Origin of the sequence: Spirosoma aureum (assembly GCF_011604685.1) — a bacterium.
Classification (GTDB): Bacteria; Bacteroidota; Bacteroidia; order Cytophagales; family Spirosomataceae; genus Spirosoma; species Spirosoma aureum.
On sequence record NZ_CP050063.1, the window covers coordinates 4,207,533 to 4,232,416 of the forward strand.

General features: G+C 46.6%; 19 protein-coding genes. 10 read left to right on the plus strand and 9 right to left on the minus strand.

What is annotated here, in order from left to right; all coding sequences use genetic code 11:
- The first annotated feature begins 89 nt into the window (after positions 1-89).
- Positions 90-2,711 (plus strand): cation-translocating P-type ATPase, encoded by a 2,622-nt coding sequence (locus G8759_RS16620; protein WP_167209850.1) that lies wholly within the window; start codon positions 90-92, stop codon positions 2,709-2,711.
- Positions 2,712-3,592: 881 nt separating this feature from the next.
- On the opposite strand, the gene G8759_RS16625 is transcribed toward G8759_RS16620, so the two are convergent.
- The 4 genes from G8759_RS16625 to G8759_RS16640 form a co-directional block, all read right to left on the minus strand.
- The gene (locus G8759_RS16625; RefSeq protein ID WP_167209852.1) at positions 3,593-3,853 is read right to left on the minus strand and encodes a hypothetical protein; all 261 of its coding nucleotides are present in this window, start codon (positions 3,851-3,853) and stop codon (positions 3,593-3,595) included.
- Between the two features lie 39 nt (positions 3,854-3,892).
- Complete coding sequence (locus G8759_RS16630) at positions 3,893-4,171, minus strand: hypothetical protein (protein ID WP_167209854.1); 279 nt, start codon at positions 4,169-4,171, stop codon at positions 3,893-3,895.
- A gap of 352 nt (positions 4,172-4,523) precedes the next feature.
- Positions 4,524-4,937 (minus strand): response regulator, encoded by a 414-nt coding sequence (locus G8759_RS16635; protein ID WP_167209856.1) that lies wholly within the window; start codon positions 4,935-4,937, stop codon positions 4,524-4,526.
- Between the two features lie 1,038 nt (positions 4,938-5,975).
- A complete protein-coding gene (locus tag G8759_RS16640; RefSeq protein WP_167209858.1) occupies positions 5,976-6,701 on the minus strand; it encodes a DUF4386 family protein in 726 nt (241 codons plus the stop codon).
- Positions 6,702-7,504: 803 nt separating this feature from the next.
- Here G8759_RS16640 and G8759_RS16645 point away from each other — a divergent pair.
- From G8759_RS16645 to G8759_RS16655, 3 genes are all read left to right on the plus strand, one after another.
- The gene (locus G8759_RS16645) at positions 7,505-8,110 is read left to right on the plus strand and encodes a hypothetical protein (RefSeq protein ID WP_167209861.1); all 606 of its coding nucleotides are present in this window, start codon (positions 7,505-7,507) and stop codon (positions 8,108-8,110) included.
- Positions 8,111-8,607: 497 nt separating this feature from the next.
- Positions 8,608-8,781, plus strand: a complete 174-nt coding sequence (locus G8759_RS36425; protein ID WP_394353314.1) for a glutamate-cysteine ligase family protein — start codon at positions 8,608-8,610, stop codon at positions 8,779-8,781.
- A 420-nt stretch (positions 8,782-9,201) separates the two neighbouring features.
- The gene (locus G8759_RS16655; RefSeq protein WP_232074279.1) at positions 9,202-11,247 is read left to right on the plus strand and encodes a beta strand repeat-containing protein; all 2,046 of its coding nucleotides are present in this window, start codon (positions 9,202-9,204) and stop codon (positions 11,245-11,247) included.
- 40 nt (positions 11,248-11,287) lie between these two features.
- Here G8759_RS16655 and G8759_RS16660 read toward each other — a convergent pair whose 3' ends face one another.
- Positions 11,288-12,286: a carboxypeptidase-like regulatory domain-containing protein gene (locus G8759_RS16660; protein WP_167209863.1), complete on the minus strand. Its 999-nt coding sequence runs from the start codon at positions 12,284-12,286 to the stop codon at positions 11,288-11,290.
- 405 nt (positions 12,287-12,691) lie between these two features.
- Complete coding sequence (locus tag G8759_RS16665) at positions 12,692-13,453, minus strand: DUF5958 family protein (RefSeq protein ID WP_167209865.1); 762 nt, start codon at positions 13,451-13,453, stop codon at positions 12,692-12,694.
- A 414-nt stretch (positions 13,454-13,867) separates the two neighbouring features.
- Here G8759_RS16665 and G8759_RS16670 point away from each other — a divergent pair, with 414 nt between their 5' ends.
- From G8759_RS16670 to G8759_RS16685, 4 genes are all read left to right on the plus strand, one after another.
- Positions 13,868-15,205, plus strand: coding sequence for a DUF4249 domain-containing protein (locus G8759_RS16670; RefSeq protein ID WP_167209867.1), 1,338 nt, complete (start codon positions 13,868-13,870; stop codon positions 15,203-15,205).
- 1,048 nt (positions 15,206-16,253) lie between these two features.
- On the plus strand, positions 16,254-16,529 hold the full coding sequence (locus G8759_RS16675; protein WP_167209869.1) for a hypothetical protein: 276 nt from the start codon (positions 16,254-16,256) through the stop codon (positions 16,527-16,529).
- A 75-nt stretch (positions 16,530-16,604) separates the two neighbouring features.
- Positions 16,605-16,853: a hypothetical protein gene (locus G8759_RS16680; protein ID WP_167209871.1), complete on the plus strand. Its 249-nt coding sequence runs from the start codon at positions 16,605-16,607 to the stop codon at positions 16,851-16,853.
- 123 nt (positions 16,854-16,976) lie between these two features.
- Positions 16,977-18,848 carry an alkaline phosphatase gene (locus G8759_RS16685; RefSeq protein ID WP_167209874.1) on the plus strand — a complete coding sequence of 624 codons (1,872 nt, stop codon included), beginning with the start codon at positions 16,977-16,979 and terminating at the stop codon, positions 18,846-18,848.
- 316 nt (positions 18,849-19,164) lie between these two features.
- Here G8759_RS16685 and G8759_RS16690 read toward each other — a convergent pair whose 3' ends face one another.
- A complete protein-coding gene (locus G8759_RS16690; protein WP_232074280.1) occupies positions 19,165-19,542 on the minus strand; it encodes a hypothetical protein in 378 nt (125 codons plus the stop codon).
- A gap of 453 nt (positions 19,543-19,995) precedes the next feature.
- On the opposite strand from G8759_RS16690, the gene G8759_RS16695 reads away from it, so the two are divergent.
- On the plus strand, positions 19,996-20,220 hold the full coding sequence (locus G8759_RS16695; RefSeq protein WP_167209875.1) for a hypothetical protein: 225 nt from the start codon (positions 19,996-19,998) through the stop codon (positions 20,218-20,220).
- Positions 20,221-20,341: 121 nt separating this feature from the next.
- On the opposite strand, the gene G8759_RS16700 is transcribed toward G8759_RS16695, so the two are convergent.
- Positions 20,342-20,503, minus strand: coding sequence for a lmo0937 family membrane protein (locus G8759_RS16700; protein WP_162386934.1), 162 nt, complete (start codon positions 20,501-20,503; stop codon positions 20,342-20,344).
- A 168-nt stretch (positions 20,504-20,671) separates the two neighbouring features.
- Positions 20,672-21,430, minus strand: coding sequence for a DeoR/GlpR family DNA-binding transcription regulator (locus G8759_RS16705; protein WP_167209877.1), 759 nt, complete (start codon positions 21,428-21,430; stop codon positions 20,672-20,674).
- 394 nt (positions 21,431-21,824) lie between these two features.
- Here G8759_RS16705 and G8759_RS16710 point away from each other — a divergent pair, with 394 nt between their 5' ends.
- Positions 21,825-24,878: a SusC/RagA family TonB-linked outer membrane protein gene (locus G8759_RS16710; protein ID WP_232074281.1), complete on the plus strand. Its 3,054-nt coding sequence runs from the start codon at positions 21,825-21,827 to the stop codon at positions 24,876-24,878.
- Positions 24,879-24,884: the final 6 nt, after the last annotated feature.

Here is a 24,884-nt window from a genome sequence, read left to right on the forward strand (position 1 = left end):
CGCCCGCGATGATAACATTGTCTTCGGCTTTCCATAATTTCAAACGGACTTACTGAATACCAATTTCCTATTTACTGACCGATTCGTTTATGGATTACTACGTAGTACCGGTTTCCGAGGTAGCCCGCTCACTGAAGACCTCACCGACGGGACTTACTCTCGAAACGGCCAGACAGCGGTTGACGGAATACGGCAAAAATCAGATTGAGGACGCCAAAAAGAAAACGGTCTGGCAGATTCTGCTGCATCAATTGACGGATGTGATGATTCTGGTGCTCATCGCAGCTGCCCTAATTTCGGGCCTGGTGGGCGAATTAAAATCCACGTACGTTATTCTTACCATTATTATCCTCAACGCCATTATCGGATTTATTCAGGAGTATCGGGCTGACAAGGCCATGGATGCCCTCAAAAAAATGGCCACTCACCAGGCACAGGTGTTACGGAATAATCGAACCACCAGGGTGGAAACGTCCGAACTGGTGCCCGGTGATGTTACGTTGCTGGAAGCAGGGAATATTATACCTGCCGATGTTCGGTTTATCGAAACTCACTCACTTAAAGTCGATGAATCGTCATTGACGGGGGAATCAACTAATGTTGAGAAAACAGCGGACACGCTACCCGAAGGGGATTATCCGCTCGGAGACCGTCTGAACATGGGCTATAAAGGGACATTTGTAACCAATGGGCGAGCATCCGCCTATGTCGTTGCTACTGGCATGAACACCGAACTAGGTCGGATTGCCACCCTGATTCAAACAGAAGAAACCATAACGCCCCTTCAGAAACGACTGGCCGTATTTGGCAAGGGCTTGTCGGTAGCGGTTTTGGTACTCTGTGTTATTTTTTTTGGTGTTGGCTGGTTGCGGGGCGAGCCAATTCTGAATTTGTTGCTGGTTTCCATTTCGCTGGCCGTTGCCGCCATTCCTGAGGCACTTCCGGCAGTGGTAACCATTGCACTGGCGCTGGGCGCAAAACGATTGGTAAAAAGCCATGCGCTGATTCGTAAACTACCAGCGGTGGAAACGCTGGGATCGGTCACTTATGTCTGCACCGACAAAACGGGTACCCTGACACTCAACAAAATGAGGGTGCAGGAAATATACGAATCGCCGATGTTTGCCTTACCTGTTTTAGAAACGAGCAACGCACTACTAGTTGCAATGGCCCTCAACAATGATGTCGTAACCGATAAAGATGATAACTGGCTTGGTGACTCTACGGAAGTAGCGCTAGTTCAGTATGCTTCTAGTCAGGAATACGAGCGGGTTACACTCGAAACTCAATTTCCACGCATTGCCGAACTCCCTTTCGACTCACAACGAAAGTGCATGACGACGTTACATCAAACCCCGAACGGTGTCCTTTGTTTAACCAAAGGAGCGGTTGGGGTATTGTTTGATCAACTCGATGCCAGCCAGCAATCCAGCATTCCCGATTTACGACAGCGCGTCGACTCGATGGCTGAACAAGGCTATCGTATGTTGGGCTATGCGGGTAAATGGCTACCCGAACTACCCCAGACGATAACGCCCGCGACGATAGAATCAGGCTTGCTGTTTATTGGGTTTGCCGGACTCATCGACCCGCCCCGCGACGAAGCACGGCAAGCTGTGGCGGAATGCAAAGCTGCCGGCATTATTCCTGTGATGATCACCGGCGATCATAAACTAACGGCCAAGTCCATCGCCCAAACACTGGGTATTATTTCGTCAATTGATGATTTGGTGCTGACCGGGCCGGAACTGTCTAAGTTGGATGAGTCAGCATTCGACGCCATTGTGGAGAAGGTGCGGGTATATGCGCGGGTCGATCCTGAACAGAAGCTACGGATCATTAGCGCGTTACAAGCCCGGCATCAGTTTGTGGCCATGACCGGCGATGGTGTAAATGACGCGCCTGCCCTTAAAAACGCAGATATTGGTATCGCGATGGGCATCACGGGCACGGAAGTAGCCAAAGAAGCCGCGCACATGATTCTGTTGGACGACAACTTCGCGACCATTATCAAAGCGGTGAAACACGGGCGACGCATCTTTGATAACATCCTGAAATTTATCAGGTATATCATGTCCGGCAATGCGGGCGAAATCTGGGCGATCTTTTTAGCGCCTTTTTTCGGTTTACCCATCCCGCTACTAGCTATTCATATTCTGTGGATCAATCTGCTAACCGACGGTCTTCCCGGTTTGGCCCTGGCCTACGAACCCTCTGAAAGGAATAGTATGAAACGACCACCCATCGATCCCAGACAAACCATTTTTGCCGATGGACTAGCCTGGTTCATCCTTTGGGTCGGTTTACTGATTGGGGCTACTACCATCGGCATTGAAGCCTGGTCGATCTACGCGGGTATTGGACATTGGCAAACGATGACCTTTACAGTGCTCTGTTTCAGTCAATTGGGTAACGCTCTGGCGATCCGTTCGCGTCAAACGTCGGTTTTTAGCCTTGGGCTATTTTCTAACAAACCCATGCTTGGGGCCATTGGAGTATCGATAGTCCTTCAATTACTTATCATCTACATGCCTTTTTTCAATAACCTCTTCAGCACCCAGCCTTTATCGGCCTCTGAATTAGGAATAACGCTAGCCGTTTCAAGTCTTACATTCTGGGCAGTAGAACTCCATAAACTAATTAAACGTCAGACTACCACTTCAATCGGCGAGTTGGATGACTCAGGTAAACCCAGTGCATATCCTTACTAATGTTCGTATTCCATCAAATGCGGAATCAGTTGCGTACGCTCTGTTCATCTCCCAACCGACTAGTTACTACATTGTCCTAAGAATACCTGTTTGCATTCAATCAGTCTGACCGGTTGCCAGATTGGGCCAATCCCCCTATAATCTCGATGAAACCCACTAATTTCACCCTGTCGGATCAGTATTCCATTCAGTACCCTTCAGGGCTTCATAATCCAAATCAAAGTCATTCGTTTAATAGACTAACTCTTGAAGGCAATAAAATGGGAATACCTGAGCCATCCTGATGACTTGTTTAAAGGTGAGAAAGTTGATAATTCCAAATACATCGAATGACCAATGCTTAATTTACTTTACTTGCAATCCTTCTGGCTTCGATGAATATCCTGATCGGGTAGAAACTTTTTTGACGGGGAAGTTCGTGCAGTTGATCGGTAAAAACCAGGCAATTGTCAGTGCTTACATTGCAGAATTGCAGTTCTGTTCCACCACTTTTTACTGACTGTATTTCGATTTACACTTTATAATAAATCAACGGCAAACAGCCGCAAACAGATTGAAAAGCTACCTATTACCTTACCCTGATACCCGTATCTTCGTCCATAGGTGCACTGGCTAATTGGTAGAATTGATAGCCAAAAGGGTAACTTTGGTGATCCAATTTCATTAATTTTATACATATAGGTTCTGATCTGGATCTATTTTCTATACTATTTACTCCCTATTCAAGGGACTTCACCTGGTAATTCTCCAATAAACAACCCATTTCTCCTCCGCTTTTTCGCCTAACACTTGTTTGTTAAAGGTATACTCGACTAGGCAGTCACTATCCCACGGGTTTAATCGGCAACCACATACGATTGGAAAACAAATCCGTTGTTTAATTAAAGCTTGGGCAGTGGAATCATGACCACATAGCCGCCAAAGGGAGCATTTCTGGGGTGTTTATGGATTGGTATCAGCACAATATCTGCCTCGATCAGCCCGAAGCCCATCAGATAGACTTTCAGTTGCTTTAGGGTAAAGGCACGACTGGGAATGAATAAGCCAATTTGATGCAAAGGAATTGATGCATCGGTAAAGAGTAGGCAGCTATGTTTGACTTTGCTGTCAATAACGAGCCAGTCATATTGCGCTTGTGTCATGGTAGTCAAAATGAGCTTTGGCTGCTTCCTGATCCAGCATTAGAATCTGGGTAATGTTCCCGTTAATGGATTGGGATTATCGGATTGACTGACCGAAGTAGGCAGCGTCATTCGGGTTAATAAATGAAACAAAGGCTCAACTACTGATGTTCCAGTGGGTGTTCTGGAATCCTTACTAAGCAAAATACGCCCAGCGATCGTGTCGGCAAGCAACAACGGGCCATATCCCCTGATCACGCCATCAACAGTACATGTGCCGTAAAGCGAGTGTTTGACCTTATTGCCTTTTTCGAGTTGATTGATCTCTTTGATATTCATGTAGTTATTTGTTTTGCTGGTAATCTTATAGGAACGTGCCAATCTGAATATACGTTCGTCACGCTCTATTATTTAAATACCAAAGGTCCGGCTCAAGCTTGGAGCCAGGCGTCTCACTGCCCCTAATTTATGGAACAATGGCTTTAGAAGTCTTCACTTGCTGATGTTCCAGAGTGGTATTGACCTGCAAGCGTATGTCGGCCCGTAGTTGTCATAGCTACCAGCTCGTCGACCACTAATGTGTAGAGTATCAAAAGACTTCTTTGTGCAGAAGTGACTGGCCAGAGCTGGGTGAACTACTCCACTAACTGGAAATCACAAGCCAAAGGATGAGCGAGATCAACGCGAGGGGTCATCCTGGCTCCTGCCAAACGAGTTGAGGTAGCTGAACCAGCTTTAACCAATACTTACAGAATGCTTCCACATCCTGTAACGCGTCGCGCTTTAACATTAACGCATTGGCCCCGGCCCGGTAATAACGGGTCACTTCCCTATCCGAGATTTCACCTGTCCAGATCACGACGGGTATATGACGCCAGGCTTCGGAGTTCATGAGCCACTGCACTAACTCATAGCCGTCCATCAGGGGCATCTGCACATCAACCAGAATCAGGTTAGGCTGTAGACCCTCGATCAGCTTTTGGGTGGCTTCCAGTCCATTCTGGACATAGAGCAGGGAGACATCTTGTTGGCACTGATTGATCAGGCTGGATAACATGAGGAAATCATCGTCGTCATCATCGACTACTAGAATAGTGTACTTCATGGATAGTTGAGTAGAACTCTATAAATGCATAACCTACTTCTGGGGCCAACTTTGTAAACTAAGTAGTTAGACAATGAGTTACTAACTGCTTTTGCAACGATTAGTTTTTTATCAATTATGATGGGGCTAAATAAGTACTAACCCATGAGATAAAGAATGAATGATAGGTTTATGGCTAGATCAATACCATTGCCCTATTCCGTAACGCACTATTTCATACTATGCTCTCTCCTGAAAACACTAACTGTTTTAATTGTTAACGGTGATGAAGACGAACAATAATTTATATGCTCAGCCTTTCTGGACATCCAGTAGGCGAACGGCAAATTCATCTTGATTAATCTGCGACAGTAAAAAACGATTTTTGTTGTTCTATAATCGACAAGCCCTTCGAATAGTATTAGTCAAGACTTCCTTTAATCGATTGATTACTCAACATGATCTTGCACTGCCTGTCATTGGGTTTTCGCTATTTACTTACCTCTAGTCGAGATCCGGGTTGATTGTGCAAACGGGTGGATGTTCCATATACAAGTTTTATCGCATTCGCTTCATAGTTCTCTAAAATCGTGATCAAATGGCCAAGTTGGAAAATATCAGTCAAAGTGGTTACATGGCACATGGCTATATTGACGCATCTGACCATAACCCCGGTTGAATAGTTTGGCAGCTGAGGGGGACGATCTCAAGGCCATAGTCTTCCACTTCCCCCAGCCCCTATTACCGGATCACCGGGTAAATAACACGCTGTGGGAGGAAAGGAGCCCAGGTCAAACACAACCCATATTCGTAGCCGCTGATTTAGTAAAGCGGTTGACGGAATGGTTATGGTCTGGGTAGTGATAAATTGAGTGGAAGCGTTTGGGCTTTGAAAGCTCATGACTAATTCCGTTTCTTCCTGAAAGCTACCAGCCTCATTAAAGTCGGTAAGTGCCCAGCCAAACGTCGCGTTTCAGCATAAACCACTGTTTCATCAGAGGCAGAGAGGATTAGGACCAACGAAGATATACCCTAACTGCCCATTTGACAATCCTTTTATCAGACAACAGCCAGTTTCGATTGGCTGGATGTAGGAATAAGTCGGGTCCTTTTCCAGAACAGAACCCCTAGCCAGATGGCCCAAACGGGGGCCAGAATAAGATATACATTCAGGCCGATGGCTGCAAGCAGAGGCCTGCCTAAAAGATTGCCTAGCGCGTCGAAACTGGTGAAAAGGCCAAGTATCATCGTAACCCAGCCGATATATTTATGCCACGTCCGCAACACAGCACCCGTCATGGTCCACCACACGCCCGCCAGCAGGGTTTCCAGCAGATTCCACAACCCATTATAGACGATCCTGTTCAGGGTTTGGAAGGTAATCTGGAGGTGCGCCTGCTGCGTGGTTGAAGCAGTGGCGTATTGCCTAAGTAACGGACATACGACTTCGGCCATCACCACCGCTCCTATAGCACCAACCATAACATAGGCTGAGCCGCAATACGTAATCAGATCAGCCCAGGGGGTTTGTTCGCGCAGGTAGGGGCGGAGAAAATAAATGCAGGGCAACAGCAGCAGATAATAGCCCAATAAATCGGTGAGCATAGACCAACGAACCAACGGTACGTTCAGGTTGGTCATTCTCAGTAGTTGCATCGGGTCGTCGTAGGCGTCGGGATTATCGGCAAGTGCAATTCCCAGCAGGATTAAGCAGGCCATGGCCAACAGGCCCGACATGATCGTTAGCACAGCCACTTGTTTTTGGTACATCGATGAAGCGTTCATGGTTCTATATATTGTTTACGGTTCCAAACTTGTTGATGACTCATCAGTCGTTTTTCCGATGCCAAAGTTGGGGCAAGGAAAGGATGATGAAAATATAGAAGGCCATGGGACGGAAAAAAGGAATGCTGAAGCGTAGTGCTACTTTTGGTCTGGCCAGGAGCCAAGTTTTTTCCCTCATTCCTGCCGGTTATCAGGTCACATCCACTTGTAGTTGGTTTGACCGATCACACCCTTGCCTTTTCCAATAGGATTGACCGGTAATCATGCCACTTATATCAATAATCAATGGCTTGCAGTTAATAACGATGCTGAGCTCGCACGCTCAAACTACCCCTAACAATCGACTAGTCGGAGTTCCGTGACTGAGAGGCTGGTTTCTACTATGGATTTATTCCCCTCTTCCCCTCTATCTACTTCCCAGACAAGATCAGTAAACCCATTTAAGTGATTGAGTCATACCCCTGCTGCTCGGCCCAAAATAGCGACTCTTTCGTTTTCGACTGTAGCAACCCTTCTACTATTAGCTTTTACTGAACTCTTTTTGCCTTATTGAATCCTCCACCAGATCAGCGTTCAAAGCTGGGTTTTCTCATGCCATTGGCATCAAGGATACAAAGCGAGAATTGACAATCCTTAAATTGATTGAATGTGCAGTCGCCGAGTCTATAAAACCCACAAAAGAGGTTCAACTATCCTCAATGAATTAAAGCTTACCTGGTGTCAGGTTGACAGTTTCCTTAAATAAAACCGACCTGTAGTAATGACGTAGCTAACATTTGTTCCACTAAATTGCTTGTAGGGGTATGGATATCCAAATCAAACCCAATACGGCACTCTCGCTGACTGATGAAGGTGGTCGGCAATTGCTTCAAAATACCCTGGCCGACTACGTCGCTTTTTTGCATCGGCAGCCTGCCGTCTGCGGTTCTGCCGAACAACAGGAAGCACTTGTCAAGCACGTCGCTCAAGGTCATGATCTCATTAAGCTGGTAACCGCAGAACGGCTTAAGATTACCCGTGAACTTGACAAGCAGAAACACGACTGGATGGAAATCGAAAAGCAGATGACCGCTCCCATACTGGCGGCTATGCAACCCCTGAAAGATGCCGTCGAGCACTACAACCGGGAGATGTTACGAATACGGGAGCACCAACAGGCTCAGGCGGCTCAACAGGTAGTTCACTCGGAGTCGGGGCAGACCAATTGGTTGACGCCAGAAGTCGCCATCATTGATAAGCCTAAGGGTGTACAGATGAAGTGGACTTATGAGATTGTCGATCACAATCAGATACCCAATGGCTACTGGACTCTGGACGAAGCAGCTATCAAAGCCGATATTGCCCATGGCGTACGGGAGATACCGGGTGTACGTATCTATCAGGAAGCTGTTACAACTTTCCGCAAATAGAAGTATATTTAAAAAGGGGCGCGGCCTGGCTAGTTGGTGTGTAAGCAGCCGATAATAAAGAAATTTTTATTCCTAAAACCTATAGCTATGACCCTGTCCAGTGAAGCCTTTACCATGGGCGTTGAAGCAAAATATCAGATTTTTGATCCCTAAACTCGTCAGCTCCGCTCAAGAGCTCAATCGATTCTTCGGAAAGCCCAGTTAATCCTAGGCGATCAGGTGACTAAGGAACTTTACCTGTCCCAGATTTAAACTGGCACCTCGATTTGCTCAACGATCAAGTAGGTACGTACTGAACTGCAGCATTTGCGGTGGCATGTCATTGCGGCCGCCCGAAGCGCCAATAGCCGCATCGTGGCAGTAAGTACCCAGCCATTCTCATACTGGCAGGATCAACAACTGACACCCAAACAACGCTATAAACCGATTTCTAGCAACTGACCAGAGAACAGCTCATTTTAGACTGTCATGTTCAAATTGGCATTCCTGATCGTGAGATGGTCTTTGAGGTGATGAATCGATCGCTTCTTTGGCTGGCTTTAGCCAGTAACTCCCCTTTTTGGCTGGGTACGGATACTAGTTACGCCAGCTTTCGCACGGAACTCTGGGGGCACTGGCCTACAGCGGGTATACCCCAGGTTTTTAACACGTGGGCAGACTGCGTAAGGTAGCTGAAACCGTAGACACTTCATTTGCTGGTAGATTATGATCTACTGATTGGTTTTAGGTGAATACCCCTGAAGAATATATAGAAAGTCCAGCCTCAAAAGGTCCACAAGTTTCATGTGAAGATCAATTAGTTTCTGAAGAAGTGAGAGCAAAAATTGGGCACAGGAAAAATAGTTGCATAGTTTTTCTAGTTAACATCGTTAGACTAGTTTCTCCATTATTTGAATGTATTCTATGGATAGTGTCGATTATTGGAGAGAATGTATGCCATCTTCTAATAAAAAAAACTCTAAATGGGTAGATCAGAGTCTTTTATCTTCCCATATCATACATTTATCCGATTGACTCCCGGACTAACGGCTGCTAGTTTTGACTCTGGCCACAACGAACCAGGCTAAGGTTAATTCTAATCAGCCATACATATGCGCATAAGCTTTATTTTTTCGCTGTTCCTGGTTTTTCCCTGCGAGCTATGGGCCCAGTCGAACTATGTGGTTACTACGCCTAACTCGACTATTCCAGGTTATGACAATACGATTCTTGGCCCAGCCGCAGGGAATGCAACCATGACTGGATTTGGTAATCTCATCCTTGGTAACAAAGCAGGCCAGGCTGCCACTCAGGGAGTAGCTAATGCCTATTTAGGCTACCAGGCCGGGCAAAGCAGCACTGAAGCAACGGGTAATGTTTTTCTAGGCTATCAGGCCGGGCAGTACAATAAATTGGGTGGCTATAATACGTTTGTGGGCTTTCAGGCCGGGCGATTTAACACCTATGGTTGGCACAACACATTTTTAGGTATTGCTGCTGGTGTTAATCACACTACGGGTCTTTACAATGTCTATGTCGGTTGGCTGGCGGGAGGCAATTCCACAACGGCTAATAGCAATGTACTGATTGGCGTTCGGGCCGGTTTCCAGAATCAGTCCGGTCAGCATAACGTCATGATCGGCGATTCGGCGGGTTTAAATAATACGGTATCCTCCCAGGTGATGATTGGTTCCAAGGCTGGCTTTAAGAATACCACTGGTGTTGACAATACATTTGTGGGCGCTCAGTCAGGGTATTACAATACAACCGGTTCGTCGAATCTGTTTGTGGGTAACCTGAGCGGCTACAGCAATTTAACCGGTACGGCAAACACGTTCCTGGGCGCTTATGCAGGAATTGGTAATAAGGCAGGCATCAACAATGTGTTTACGGGTAATATGGCTGGCTACAACAATACCAATGGCAATGACAATACATTTGTGGGTAACACGGCGGGCTATTCCAACTCGACTGGTCAGAACAATGTTTATATTGGTTCCTCAGCCGGGGCCAGCAGTTTGACCGCAAGTCAGAACACGTTTATTGGTGTCCAGGCCGGTGTCAATGCAACGGCAGGAATAAACACATTTGTAGGCGCTTCGGCGGGTAAAACAACTACTACGGGCCAAAGCAATACCTTTGTGGGCGTGCAGGCTGGCCAAAGCAATACCACGGGCAGTTCAAATCTGATGATGGGTGTCAATGCGGGTGCTGCCAACACCACCGGTTCGGCCAACTTCTTTGTGGGTGATAACGCAGGAGGTAATAACACATCAGGAGGCTATAATGTGTATCTAGGCACTAATGCGGGCAATGGGAGGGGTGTCAATGGCGACAATAATGTTAGTGTTGGGGGCGAATCCGGCCGTGGCAACAATGGCGGTATCAATAATACGTTCCTGGGATTCCGGGCTGATGCGGGAGCTATCGGTCTTTCCAATGCGACGGCTATTGGTACTAACACTAAAGTTACGCAAAGCAACAGTGTTATATTAGGCGATCAGGCTAATGTTGGTATCGGTACGACAGCACCAGCTAACAAGCTTCACATCGTAGGTGGTATTGCAAATACGGCTGGCATTCGGCTCCCGTTGACTTCCGCCAATGCTGCCGGCACTAATGCTAGTAAATTTCTGACTGTCAACAGTAATGGGGATGTGATCTTAGCCACCTATGCATCCGGCGCTCGCCAGGAGGCTGAAGAGGCCCTCTGGCAACGAAATGGTTCGTTCTTACAATCAACCCAGGGCGAAGCGATTATTATTGGCCAGGGTGTCAACAAGACCCCATTGGACTACAATCTGTTTGTGAGCAAAGGGATTCTTACCGAGAAAGTAAAGGTTGCCGTCAGGAATACCACCGACTGGAGCGATTATGTCTTCACGCCAACCTACCAACTTATTCCCTTATCGGAAGTAGAGTGTTATATCAGTCAGTATAAACACTTACCCGGTATCTTATCCGCTAGCGAAATGGTAGAGCAGGGCAACGATCTGCATCAGACCGACGCTAAGTTATTAGCCAAGATTGAGGAATTAACATTATACAGTATTCAACTGGAAAAGGCCAACAAACAACAGGCTGAAGAGTTGCAGGTCGTTAAGCAAAAGCAAGCCGAGTTGGAGCAACTTCTGAATCAGATACTAAATAAAAAATAAACTCATTTTTCATGACAACATTCCAAACGTTTTCCAATTATTAAGGAAGTTCTACTTTGATTTGAAGAGAACCCCAATTGCCTCGATTTGGTAGCGTCAGAGAATTGCTCAACTGTGAGTCTGGTGTAAAGAAAAGTTGGGCCGATCCTACTGCCGAACTCGGTTTTAAGCCAAAATAAGGGGATACACTTGCATAGCGACCAACTGCTTCCAGGCGAAGCTGAGGACCGTTTTTCAAGTTGGCTTTAAGGGTATAGCTGCCTACCGGCACATTCATCACCAGAAAGTTATAATTCAGTTGGCTGGCTTTTTTGGTAATGACAAATGTCTTTTTCTCACGATACAAACCAACCCCATCCGGGACGAGAGTTACCTGAATTTCGGCATTGTCAGGAATATAGGTCGATGGATTATAAACTGAGGATGGGTCAGCCACATTGTATGTAATATAAAACGATCCACCTGCATAATTGGTTGGGTCATTCGGTTTCTGACCTGCCATGTCTTTATTCAGGACTCCATACGATAACAGAACGAAGTTTTTAACCAGCCCATCTTTGGAGGGAAAGCTTTCCAGTTTACCATCGATAGAATACAGGCTCATCGTCACCCGGCCCTGGCCGTAATCAATTGTGTAGCCAGCCGCATAAAAATCGGCCGCTCCCCAGGGAACCGTCAGCTCATAATAGCCCTTAGCGTCTGTCTGGGCGGAAACACCCGAATAATAGCCACCGGTCGCAGTTGATCGAACGCCAATTGTAGCACCCCGAAGCGGTTTCCCACTTAGATCGGCAACATACCCTCGAACACGTCCAGCCTTCGGTTGTAATGTGGGGAAAATAGGCATTCTGGGAAGAGTATTCCCCATCACATTGACAAAATTATCCTGAGCCTCCAGGGTGAATCTGGCTTCGCCATTGACTACTGGAAGCTCAGGTTGCTGTCCCCATTGTTCTGATTGTCCCGCATCCGTCGATACGGACTCTTTGCAGCCGAAGGCCACAAAAAAAATACTCACCAAGAGAAATTTAAACTTCATCACCAAGCAGAGTTGTTAAAAAACGTGACTAAATCTATTAGCCCTCTGCTCAATAGGCAAAAGAGACGAAGTTCAATTGAGTGAAACGCACGTTGAACGAACGATTCGTATGGATGAAATTTTCAACCCAATAGCCATACTGGAAGCAACAAAACTAACCGTCAAACCTGGATCATCTCAAAATTGTATTGGAATGGTTAGCCTAGCTAACTTGGTTAAACGTTCAAGCGGACCAGCCAGCGACGCGCCAGAATTGAACAAACTCATACATAGCCAGCTACGGAGCACAAATGCTTTGGCAGGTCTTTGTCAGTAAGTCAATACCAAACGTACACAGTATACGTTGGCTAGTTTCTTATTTACAATGCTTGCGATCCTACCCAAAATGAATGAAAACAGAACGGTTTAGTCAATAAGCCCGGTATTGTACTGCTCGCGCATGTGCCTCTCCACCACATCCCAGATTAAGCGTGTTGCCTGTTCAGCCGTCAATCCATACTGTTTGGCCAGGGCTTTGTTTAACGAATTACAAAGAAGCGAGATGCCACGAAGTTGCGGTTCACCAATCATAGGAATTGATCGGTCTACTACCTCCTCATAGGTCAGAAACGAAAAGTGGGTCTGAGGCTCGGGAGTGGGTTCTTCCTGATTGGTCAGCCAGGTACTTTTTCGGGTATAATACAGCTTGGCGAGGCTGGCAAATTCGCTTCGGTAGCCAGCACTGGCATAGACCTCTTCGACTAACTGTTGGTGTAAAGTGACTATACTCGCCACAACTTCAGGGTTTGACAAGTCCCAAAACATCCAGTTGGCTGGAGTTGGCTTTTCGGCTTCCAATTGCCGCTGATAGGCTTTCTTAAAGAGACGTAACAGTATCTGATACGATCGGGCAAGCTCAGTGCGTGCCATACTTATGGATGAATTTCGCTGGAGCTGATGGCCCTTGAAGACTAAATAGGGAGGAATGGGAGCCGGTGAGGAGTTAGCTGCCATGACCTGCTCCAGTTCGGTATCTTCAGGCTTTAATTGGCGTACCATGTCAAAAAGCTCCACGACTCGTTGGCTTTTTTTGAACTCATCGAGTTGGCTAAAGTGATCCAGCAGATCAAGTTCCAAGTGAAGCCCTTGCCCGAATTGGTAGAGGGTTATTTCTTCCTCAAAGCTCATGCCAGGTAGGGTTAGGTGAAATCGCCAGGTCAATACAGGTCTTCTATTGAAAGCCTTGTCGTGGGTGAACTTACTCTTTCTCTACTTGCAGGACTTTTGCAAACGACGTGCCACGGTTAACCCTGACGCTCTAGAATAACCGTGGCACGGGGTTTTGCGAAAATCCTGACATAAAGGCTTTAAAATCACCGGAATCCGTATAGTTAGGGCTAAGGGTCAATCCAATGGCCGAATAAGATTCGGGCTGGGTCGGCAAGTCAAAGTTCATACCCATAACGGCAATTTGATAGGATCGCTTTGTGATGAGTAGTGTCTTGGTAATTGGTATCCACTCGTTGAAAAGATATCTAAAATAGTAGAATAGAGCCTTCAGTTGATTTTATCAACAGTCTATCATTTACCTAAATCCCAGTTATGCGCTCAGTTGCATCCTATGTGTTCATGAGTTTGCTGGTATTCATCTTACCCATCGCTTGTATTGATCCAGAGGAAACGACCTTGTCTACGTCAAAGACTATCCTTCTAGTAGAGGGTACGCTGACTGACCTGGCGGAACCCCAGATTATTAAGCTTAGCCAGGCACAGGCGGATCGACTAACCGGACAGTTCATGACAGTGCCCGTTACGAAAGCATCTGTGGACATTATGGTCGATTCTGCGCAGCTCATTAGCTGTCATGAGACTCTGGACGGAAGCTATCAACTGCCTGGCGATTTTAGAGGACAGGTGGGCCATGCCTATCAACTTCGCTTTACCCTCCCCAACGGAACCCGCTATGTATCCACCCAACAGGTAATGCCATCCGTCGCACCGATTGACAGAATAACTGCTCGCTTTAATCCTGCCAGCTTATCCGTACAGCAACTAAACGGCTATACGGCAGCACATGACATCTTTATTGACAGCCAGGATCCTGGCAGCGAGCGAAATTATTACCGCTGGGAATGGAAACTCTGGGAGCGCCAATACTGGTGCCATAGCTGTCGGCAGGGTGTTTACTCAAAATACAAGGTGCTACCAACTGTTTACAGAGCACGTGATTACTTTGTAACAGGCACAGAACTGTATGAAGATTGTTTTACTCCCCCGGCGGGTAAGGCAGGGGAAGAAGCGCCTGAAGTTCCAAAGGAGGACTGGATTTATGATTATGGCTGCCAGACGCCATGTTGGCAGTTGATTTATGGGTATGATATTGTGGTGTTTGACGATCAGTTCACCAATGGCAGGCCTATCATCCAGCAACGTGTGGCTCAGATTCCCTTTTATGATACGGGCCCTGGCCTGGTCGATGTACGCCAGTCATCCCTGACCGCTGATGCTTACCGATATTATAAGCTTTTTCAGGAGCAGACCCAGCATACAGGCGGGTTGGCCGATACGCCACCTTCGGCTTTAGGGGGTAACGTGTATCAGGTAGATCATCCTCAAATTCGGGCAGTGGGCTACTTTTCCGCGTCAGCCATTTCGCTGGTTCACTATTGGCTGGATCGTAAAGATACGAAGGGTGTATCTTATGGAGCGACTGGGCCAGTTGATACGCTGCGAGGCAATGGCTCTTACGGATCAGTCAGCGATGGGTTATTCTATGCACTAAATGCACGTCAGCCTACTTTAGAGCCTTCTCCACCGTATCTGGGCGAACGGCAAAAAGCCAAGGTTCGCTTATGGCCAAACACTGACCGGCCTCCGCTGGCACCGTGCCTGCAAAGTGATCGGCAAACACCGTTTAAGCCAGAAGGCTGGAAAGACTAAATCCTGTTTTAAGGGGCAATACTTGTAGATCTATAGTTGAAAGGTACAAACCGCGATGAATTGGTAGGATGATCCGAAAGGGAAATCGATTGGTATGATCAACCCAAAGGAGTGCGGGTGATTCCCTAAAAACTGGTGCCCCAAAACATCAATGAAAGTAGAAGTATACCGCTGCTTAGCATTAAACAGGAAGTTAATAAATTGCCAAACCGGGCCGGATGATCTAATTTATCGGAACTGAGTATGTTTCTAAAGAGAAAAGCGCCGACTAAAGCATCTACGATTCCGACACAGATAATAATAATTGTCATAGCAGAAAACTGAGATAACAGGTAGTGAATATAATGCCAATTCTCTGGTAAACTACTAATTGAAAGTCATTGGAGCAAAAACGTGCTTACCCGACTATAGCGTATAGTGCCATCGTTTAGATGCTATTAAGCCCGGAAATAATGGCTTCATTTTTCAGCGACAGTTAAGTTTATCGATTTAGTCGTGGAACAGCAGACATCGACATCCGTTGTGGATGTCTACCCACGTTGAGCGAATGGATTTACACTTAAATGATCCGGGTACATAAGCATGACTCCATGTATCCAAGTCATATACGCAATTACCAACATTTTTGTAAGTCTGGCTGTATGTTCCAGGGAGCCTACACGAAAAAGAACAACAGGATGGAGATGACCAAAAAGAAGAAAAGAATGCCGATAAAGACAAGCTTCCTGAGCCGGGTGTAATGAACGTAGCGGCTGTTACCCGCCAACAGGTACATTAGCTCGTTAATCCAATGGGAAATCATAGCCAGCAGTAATTACCCTGATTTGACTAATCAAATTCCTGGCTGTCACCCCAGAACTGGTTATGAAATTGTTATGAAAATGATGGTGTTCTACATATTTACTTCCGAATAAAGTGAGGCTACAAGTTGATCTGTCGGCATCTAAATCGGGCGGTTCAGACGAAATTTCCATTTTATAATATAGGCTTAACGTAGCCTTATTGGGAGCCAGCTACCTTTGTTGCGTAAACGACATAATGATTTACTATGCGCTTTATCGCTGTTTTCAATCAACTGCAAACCGTCCGTAGCCTTGAGTTTGAGAGCTTAGTGGACGCACTGGATTTTTTGTTTTGGGGTTATGAAGACCATGAACTGATGCCACAGGGCATTTATGACGGTCTGACCGACAAGGCTACCCTTTATGACCATGCGGGCCAGTTCATTGACGGAATTGCTTTGGATTCTATCCGTAAGATTGCCCGTGAATATTTGACCGCAATTTCTCCATTCGCGGGACTTATGCAGCCCAGCGACGGCTAGGCGTACAATTAATGCTGGTCAAGTGTGACTAATTGCAAATCACGTCTTCACCTTTTTCAATAAATACAAGTGCCGATGGCTCATCGAATGAAAGTAACTATCAGTAATATTATCGGGCTTTGGTTTGGGGCCGATACACCCATTCGCCAGTACAAAATTCTTACGAATCCGGAAGTTTGGGCAGCCTGCCTTCACATAGCCGACGATTTTACGCCGGATTCAGGTGCTTTGACTCCGGAGCAATACCGAAAATCGGACAAAGTTTCGTTTGCCAGAGCAGTACAGGCGAAACTGAGCGAGACCGATGCTAATGTAATGGCTTAGCTATAAAACACTTACGGCACTGTTTGCCGCCAATCATGCCGGAAAAAGTTTATCCATACTTCAATAAACCGAAAGTGTCCTGAACGTTACTGCCTTATCAATAGGACGGTATGCTAATCACCAATGAAAAGACCGCTTTTTTTGGCGATGCTGTTCTGGAGTCTCGTCGTTTTCAACGGCAGAGCCCAGTCAGCTAGTCGCTATACACCTGCCCAGGCCCACTCTCATAACGACTATGAACAGACGATTCCGTTCTGGCAGGCCTACGACCAGAAATTCGGGTCGATTGAAGCGGATATCTACCGGCGGGACGGGCAACTCTACGTGGCCCATGATTCGGCCGATATAACCCCTAGCCGAACATTGGAGGCTTTGTATATCAGGCCAATTGTAGAAAAAGTCCGGTCTGGTAACGGGCAAATTTATCCGGGAGCTACGTATGGCCTTCAATGGTTGATCGACCTGAAAACACCAGCTCGACTGTCCTTACCTCTATTGGTACAGGCGCTAAGTGCTTATCCGGACGTTTTTGGTACGGGTGGCCCGGTGCGGGTCGTTGTCAGTGGCAATGTGCCTGCTCCTGATCAATTTAAGCAATACCCTGACTGGATTCTTTTCGATGGTCGACCTGAGGTCGATTATACGCATGAACAGGCAGGCCACATTGGATTAATTAGCCAGAGCTTTACCCAATACAGCCGCTGGAATGGAAAAGGACTTATTGTCAAAAAAGAACGAACCAGGATTCAGCAATTAATTCAACAGGTTCATCGTCAGGGGAAGAAGATTCGATTCTGGGCTACGCCCGATAACATTAACACCTGGAAAACGCTGATGAATCTGGGCGTTGACTTTATCAATACCGATCAGATCGCTCCGCTTGGCCATTTTCTGAGTTTACGCCAAACCGCCGAATATCAGAATCCAACACCATATCCGATTTATCAGCCTCGTTACCGCAACAATGATAGCCGTAGTCGTGTCAAAAACGTTATTCTGCTGATTGGTGATGGAATGGGGCTTGCCCAGATCTATGCCGGACTCACGGCTAACCGGGGAGAACTCAATCTGGCAAAGCTGCTCAATATTGGTTTCTCTAAAACGAGTGCCGCCGACACGTATATTACCGATTCGGCCGCCGGAGGAACGGCCATGGCAACCGGCCAGAAAACCAACAACCGGGCTATTGGAGTCGATTCGACGGGCAAGCAGTGGCCTGCCATTCCGGCTCTCATAAAAAAATGGGACATGGTCAGTGGCCTTGTTTCTGCTGGTCCGATTACCGACGCGACTCCAGCGGTTTTTTATGCGCACCAGCCAGACCGCGCCTTCGAACGGGAAATTGCGGGCGATTTTTTGAGGGAGCCCGTACAAATTCTGATTGGGGGTAGCTATCGGTATTTTCAGGAAGAAAAAGTATTGGATACACTTCGCCAGCGTGGGTATCAGATAGGAACGAGCTTTAGCCAATTGGAAGGACTCAAGCAGCCCTTCGTGCTGCTCGACGATCAGGCGGTCGTTCCGATAAAACAAGGTCGGCAGGATTTTCTGGTCAAAAGCCTTCAAAAAACGCTTACGGAGTTAAAAGAAAATAAGAATGGCTTTTTTATAATGGCTGAAGGCGCTCAGATCGACTACGGTGGTCATGCCAATGAAATGGGTTATGTCGTTCAGGAAATGCTGGATTTCGATCGGACCATTGGGGAAGCCATGCGTTTTGCTGACTCCAATGGCGAAACACTCATAATCATCACCGCTGATCATGAAACGGGTGGATTGAGTTTGCTCGATGGCGACCTAAAGCGCGGCTATGTGGATGGTCATTTCAGTACCAATGATCACTCGGGAATTATGGTGCCTGTGTTTGCTTACGGCCCTCATTCGCTCGACTTCCGGGGCGTTTATGAGAATACTCAGATTCACCATAAGATCATGTCTATTCTAGCGCGCTATCATTCCCAGCCGCAAAAACTAACGAACAAGGTCACCCACTGACTGAACGTTTTGAGAAACCTGTTGTTCATACCAGATGCAATAGGATAGATCCCAGAGGTCAGGTTGAAGTACCTGACCTCAACGTCTATACCCGAAAAACATAGTCCAAACAAACGGGTAGCCATCTAATCAACTGTACAAATTTAATCACCCAACAGTAAGTACAGGAAACCGATGGTGTATGCTAACCCGTCAAATGTTCTGTACAGAACTGTAGAATCAAAACTGATCCTGACAGACCATAGATGACTAAACACCAAAGCCCGGCTTGTGCCGGGCTTTCGGGTAATGTATTGGTGGGACTTTTGTGACTAGCTTATTGCATGGCCACAACCCGACTGGCTTGTTGCACGGGCTGAGAAGACAGATTCAATTGCTTCCGGATGCTGCCTTCTTTTGAGGCTACTTCCAGCTCATACTTGCCATCGACAAGCTCATCAACATTCAACTTCACCGCATATTTTTCGGCTTTCTTGTCGATGCTCTGACGGAAAACAATCCGATGGTCAGAACTACGAAGCAGGATAACAACGGGTACTTCAGCCGTCTTGACGACCGCTACGCGGATCTGGTTGTTGATCGTCACATAGGCACTTGCATCGAAAGAGAGCGTCTTTGGCGTAGTAGGGTTTGCAAGGGTGGCAGTGCTCATCAGAATTGAAGCGACCAATTTGTTCATTAATGGTAGTAACATGGTTGTATTGTTGTTTAGTGTTTGTGGGATTGAGTTGTTTATCTGTTCACTATAGATAAGCCAAAGGTTGTGCCAATATGAGATAATTGCTGATTATCAATTAGTTGTACTTTGCTTCTGCACCTGGTACTGTCCGCAACTGGACAACTATTGTTCACTTGCGGACAAAAGTAGATCAGGAATAAACCGAGGGATAAACTGCAACTGGTGAGATGTAGAAAATAAGGAACAGAGTGTCGATAAGGCTACGTCAACTGTTTTATGGATTAAACCAATTTGCCTGACTGAGGTCAATCGATCTGTGTATCTACTGGATCGTTGACCGAACGAAAAAAAATTAGTTAACTACAACCCTTTCACATTTAATAAGGTCAACACATAAATAGATGACACAAGTAGAATACTGGACTTGTAATCATTAGTTGAGCAGACAGTAATTAATCAGAAACCGTTATGAAGTATCAGGTAATCTCAATGAGTTGGTCTAAAGATGTACCAATGGGAGATAAGCGAACGGTAGTTCCTTTCGCAAATGGGTTAGATATGCTGTCGGCTTGCCGGCAATATGCCAATGAACGTGGGTACAAGCTTCTGGCAGAGCGGGCTGATGGGCATGTTGCTTTATACTGGAATGAGGCTGGAAGATTAGTACGGCTGGCGATTGAGAAAGCCGATTAAGAAACGACAAGCCATTTCAGGAATGACTTATCCCTAAACAAAAAGTTTGAATAGAATCCTGTAAAAAAAGCCAGCTTCTGTCAGAAGCTGGCTTTTTTTACAGGATTCTATTCGGGATCTATCAAACGCTTCGACCCTGAATCAGTCGGAGCACAACGGCAATGATGGCGATAACCAGTAACACGTGAATCAGGCCGCCCATGCCGAAGCTATTAAACCCTAAAAAGCCCAGCAGCCAGATTATGATTAAAATGACAGCGATGGTGTACAGTAAATTGCCCATGACGTAAAGAAGCTTAAGTTGAGTATCAATGTGATATTGAAACTAAAACTTTCTCGTTAGGCAAATGGCTAAAAACCTGAGCGAATGGTACAACTATCTGTGCATATAGTCATGTGTTAACGAACATGCGATTAAATTATTCTCGCAATTTATTTGCATTTGCCTGATTTACAGTACGTTGATTTTTCCGGCCCGGTAGGGGGCAAGTTGGGCTGAATCTGCAGAGAGCTCTGTGACCAGATAATCAATCTGGCCAAGGTCAGCTACTTTCATACGCATTACGCTATTCATTTTCTCGGAAATAGCCAGTACAGCCACTTTCTCTGCAGCCCGGATCATGGCTTTTTTTGCCTGCACTGTTTCCCAGTCCGAGTCAGTAAGACCTTCTTTCGGGTCGATGGCATTTGTACCCATAATACACAGGTCTACCTTCAATTCGGACAATCGCTGATAGACTTCACCGCCAACACTCATCTGACTGTAGCGGGAGATTTGACCACCAATCATAATGATTTCCAGATTCGGTTTATCGAGCAGTTCAACAGCCGTCAGCGGATTGACCGTTATGAACGTCGCTTTTAAATCGGCTGGAATCATTTTGATAAACTCCCGGATGGTAGTTCCGCCACCCATCAGAATCAACATGCCATCGTGCAGCAGAGTCAGGGCTTTCTCGGCAATCGTTATTTTGCTTTGATGTGCATACGTTTCCTGCAATTGCGAGGAGTGGTGGTATGCCTTCGACATGGCTCCTCCGCGAATTTTTATCAGCTTCCCTTCATCTGACAAATCGTTAATGTCGCGCCGAACGGTATCTTCTGAAACGTTAAGTGTAGCGGCCAGATCAGTCAGACTCATGCGAGTATGAAGACTTACCTGCTTTATAATCAATTCTTTACGCTCGTCCTTTAAAAAAGCAATTGACATAGAGTGATCGGAGATCAGTTATTCGACGTAAAAGCAAAAATAGGGCTAAATCTTACCCATCCGTACTATATCCTAACAAAAAGCCTGACACATTACCGCAGTTTTTGCTATGAACTTCGTAAATATTTCAAAATTCATCTATAAAACATAAGTAAATCGTATCATTTGCATAGAATTGGTTGATTTGATGCAAAAAAATAAAATATTGTTTGCATCTACTAGCTTTGGATCTCTATATTGCGCAAAAATTGCAGATTAATATCGCAAAATTTGCAAGCGGCAGTTGCTTCCGTCAGTATTAACCTATCTAGTCAACCATTAATGTGGCATCTCTATGAAATGTAAGTTACTACCCAGGCTTGCTCGTTTGAGCAAGCTCTTAACGGTACTTCTCATGCTAAGTGCGCCAACCTTAGCACAGACGATTTCCGGTAAAGTGACGAATGCCGGTGATGGCGCATCATTACCGGGCGTTACAATAGTTGAAAAAGGATCGACCAAAGGCACTGTGACCGACAGCGATGGCAACTACTCCATCAATTTATCGAGCCCACAGGCAACGGTCATTTTCTCGTACATTGGATTTGTTGCACAGGAGGTTAGTGCGGCAGGACGTTCGACAATTAATGTTAGCCTGAAGGAAGACGCCACACAACTCGGTGAAGTCGTTGTAACGGCGCTCGGGATAGCCAAAGACAAAAAAGCGCTTGGGTATTCGGTTACGGAAGTAAAAGGTGCGGAGTTTACCCAGGCTCGGGAAAACAATGTTGCCAATGCGCTTTCAGGCAAAATTGCGGGCGTCAATGCAACCGGTTTATCAACGGGGCCAGGTGGATCAAGCCGGATTATCATTCGGGGAAATGGCTCCCTGACAGGTGATAACCAACCGCTGTATGTGATTAACGGTATGCCCATCGATAACACCGTACCGGGTGGTAGCGCAACACCTAACGGTGGCCAGGGGAACGTGGACCGGGGCGATGGAATCGCCGGGATTAACCCCGATGATATTGAGTCGATCAGCGTATTGAAAGGCGGCACGGCTGCTGCTTTATATGGCTCCAGAGCAGCAAACGGGGTCATTTTGATTACGACGAAAAAAGGGAAAGCGCAGCGGGGTATCGGCGTAGAGTATAATTCGACGTTTACGATGGAAAATGCCGCCGTTTTTCCCGACTGGCAGTATGAGTATGGCCAGGGCGATGGTGCAGCTAAACCGACCACACAGGCACAGGGTATTGCCTGGGGACGGCGGTCCTGGGGTGCTAAAATCGATGGGTCGGATTTCGTAGCGGCCGACGGATTGACCCATCCGTATTCAGCACAGAAAAATAACATCAAAAATTTCTACCAGACCGGTAAAACGTTTACCAATACGCTGGCATTTACGGGTGGTAATGAGAAAGTGAATTACCGTTTTTCGGTTGCCGATCTGGATGCGAAAGGGATTCTACCAACCAATACGTATAACCGTAAAACCGGCAACCTGAATATAAATGGTGCGTTTGGCGAAAAAATAGCCCTTGAAGCGTTGGCTCAATACACCCTTGAAACAGGCCATAATAAAACGGGTGCTGGCGATGCACTGGGTAATCCAAACTGGACGCCCTACATGATCGGGAATACATCCGATATTCGGTGGTTAAGCCCAGGTTATGACGCTAGTGGTAATGAAATAGCCTGGAATGATGCCGACATTGCCTCTAACAGTTATTTTGTTGTCAATAAATATAAGCAGGACGATACCAAAAATCGCTTCATCGGCCAGTTAGGATTGACCTACAAAATCCTGAAAAATCTGTCAGTGAAAGGGACCGTTAGCCGTGATTTTTACAACTACAATTATACCTACGTCCTGCCAACCGGAACCCGCTATATCCCGAACGGGCAGTATAATCAGTTAAAAACCGACGTGAGCGAAACCAACACGATGCTCACGGCTAATTACAATACAACATTCGGGCATTTCGGCCTGTCGGCACTGGCCGGTATGAACCAGCGGAGTTTCAATTATAACCAGTTGAATTTGTTCGGTTCGACCTTTACGATTCCCTATTTCTACAGCTCAACCAACCTGGCAACGACCAGTACCGTTCCGCTCAATCAGCATACCCGCACCAACTCGGTTTTTGGATCGGTCGACCTCGACTATAAAGGTGTGGCTTTCCTGACCATGACCGGGCGGCAGGACTGGTTCTCGACGCTGAGCCCGAAAAATAACACGATTTTCTACCCATCCGTTGGTGGAAGTTTTGTGCTGTCGCAGGCAATTCAATTGCCCCGACTGATCGATTATGCTAAAGTACGGGCTTCCTGGGCGCAGGTGGGTGGTGCTACCCCCGATCCGTATGTGGTCAACCTGACGTATTCCATGGTGCCGAGTTCAGGGCAGCCACTTCAGAATGTAACCACTAATACGGTTGTTAATGGAGGGCTCACGAATTCAGACCTGAAACCATTGACCTCGACCACGTTTGAAGTGGGCGTCGACTTGCAGTTTTTAAATAAACGGCTGGGCCTCGATCTGACTTACTATAATCGGGCTACCACGAACGATATCGTTCAAACCAGTACGTCGCCAACTTCAGGCTACAACTCCGTGTACCTGAACGTTGGAAAACTGAACAACCGGGGTATCGAAGCGCTGGTTACGGTCAATCCGATCCGGACGTCGAATTTCGGCTGGAACCTGAGCTACAACGTGGCGTATAACGATAGCAAAGTCATTAAACTGGCCGATGGCATCAGTTCGATGCAGATGGCCACTTCGGTTGGGAACTGGGCTTACATTAATTCCATCGAAGGGCGTTCTTATGGCACAATCGTTGGAACCACCCGCGTTCGTGATGCGAATGGCAACATCGTGTACGACCCGACAACGGGTTTTGCTCAAAAATCGGCCCTTCAGGAGCTGGGAAAAGGTGTCCCCCCGCTGACAATGGGTCTGACGAATGAGTTTCGCTACAAGAATTTCTCGCTGAATATTCTGCTCGACGGCAAATTTGGCAACAAGGTATTCTCAGTAATGGAGGTGTATGCCAACCGGATGGGTAAATTGAAACGGACGCTGGACGGCCGCGAAAACGGACTGACCGTAACGGGTGTGACAGCCAAGGGTGATGTGTATACAAACAAAGTTGCCAAAGAAAACCTGCGTACCTATTACGACAACGATAAAAACTACACGGACCTCTTTCTACATGATGGCAGCTTTGTGAAGCTTCGTCAGGTGATTTTTAGCTACAACATCCCGGTCAGCACACTAAAGTTTGTACGGCTACAATCGGCTAGTGTTTCGTTCGTGGCCCGCAACCTGTTGACCCTCTACAAACAGACTGACAACTTCGATCCGGAGCAGAGTTTCACCAACAGCTCGAACCAGGGCTTTGAATCCTTAGGATTACCGCGCACCCGTAGCTATGGCGTGAACCTCATCGTAAAATTCTAATGACAC

Bases quoted from the DNA above. Each gene is read 5' to 3' on its own strand.
- G8759_RS16705 (WP_167209877.1), bottom strand. From the start codon at position 21,430: ATGTCAATTGCTTTTTTAAAGGACGAGCGTAAAGAATTGATTATAAAG.
- G8759_RS16655 (WP_232074279.1), top strand. From the start codon at position 9,202: ATGCGCATAAGCTTTATTTTTTCGCTGTTCCTGGTTTTTCCCTGCGAG.
- G8759_RS16620 (WP_167209850.1), top strand. From the start codon at position 90: ATGGATTACTACGTAGTACCGGTTTCCGAGGTAGCCCGCTCACTGAAG.
- G8759_RS16645 (WP_167209861.1), top strand. From the start codon at position 7,505: ATGGATATCCAAATCAAACCCAATACGGCACTCTCGCTGACTGATGAA.
- G8759_RS16670 (WP_167209867.1), top strand. From the start codon at position 13,868: ATGCGCTCAGTTGCATCCTATGTGTTCATGAGTTTGCTGGTATTCATC.
- G8759_RS16635 (WP_167209856.1), bottom strand. From the start codon at position 4,937: ATGAAGTACACTATTCTAGTAGTCGATGATGACGACGATGATTTCCTC.
- G8759_RS16690 (WP_232074280.1), bottom strand. From the start codon at position 19,542: ATGTTACTACCATTAATGAACAAATTGGTCGCTTCAATTCTGATGAGC.
- G8759_RS16695 (WP_167209875.1), top strand. From the start codon at position 19,996: ATGAAGTATCAGGTAATCTCAATGAGTTGGTCTAAAGATGTACCAATG.
- G8759_RS16680 (WP_167209871.1), top strand. From the start codon at position 16,605: ATGGCTCATCGAATGAAAGTAACTATCAGTAATATTATCGGGCTTTGG.
- G8759_RS16675 (WP_167209869.1), top strand. From the start codon at position 16,254: ATGCGCTTTATCGCTGTTTTCAATCAACTGCAAACCGTCCGTAGCCTT.
- G8759_RS16625 (WP_167209852.1), bottom strand. From the start codon at position 3,853: ATGACACAAGCGCAATATGACTGGCTCGTTATTGACAGCAAAGTCAAA.
- G8759_RS16630 (WP_167209854.1), bottom strand. From the start codon at position 4,171: ATGAATATCAAAGAGATCAATCAACTCGAAAAAGGCAATAAGGTCAAA.
- G8759_RS16660 (WP_167209863.1), bottom strand. From the start codon at position 12,286: ATGAAGTTTAAATTTCTCTTGGTGAGTATTTTTTTTGTGGCCTTCGGC.
- G8759_RS36425 (WP_394353314.1), top strand. From the start codon at position 8,608: ATGGTCTTTGAGGTGATGAATCGATCGCTTCTTTGGCTGGCTTTAGCC.
- G8759_RS16640 (WP_167209858.1), bottom strand. From the start codon at position 6,701: ATGAACGCTTCATCGATGTACCAAAAACAAGTGGCTGTGCTAACGATC.
- G8759_RS16700 (WP_162386934.1), bottom strand. From the start codon at position 20,503: ATGGGCAATTTACTGTACACCATCGCTGTCATTTTAATCATAATCTGG.
- G8759_RS16685 (WP_167209874.1), top strand. From the start codon at position 16,977: ATGAAAAGACCGCTTTTTTTGGCGATGCTGTTCTGGAGTCTCGTCGTT.
- G8759_RS16710 (WP_232074281.1), top strand. From the start codon at position 21,825: ATGCTAAGTGCGCCAACCTTAGCACAGACGATTTCCGGTAAAGTGACG.
- G8759_RS16665 (WP_167209865.1), bottom strand. From the start codon at position 13,453: ATGAGCTTTGAGGAAGAAATAACCCTCTACCAATTCGGGCAAGGGCTT.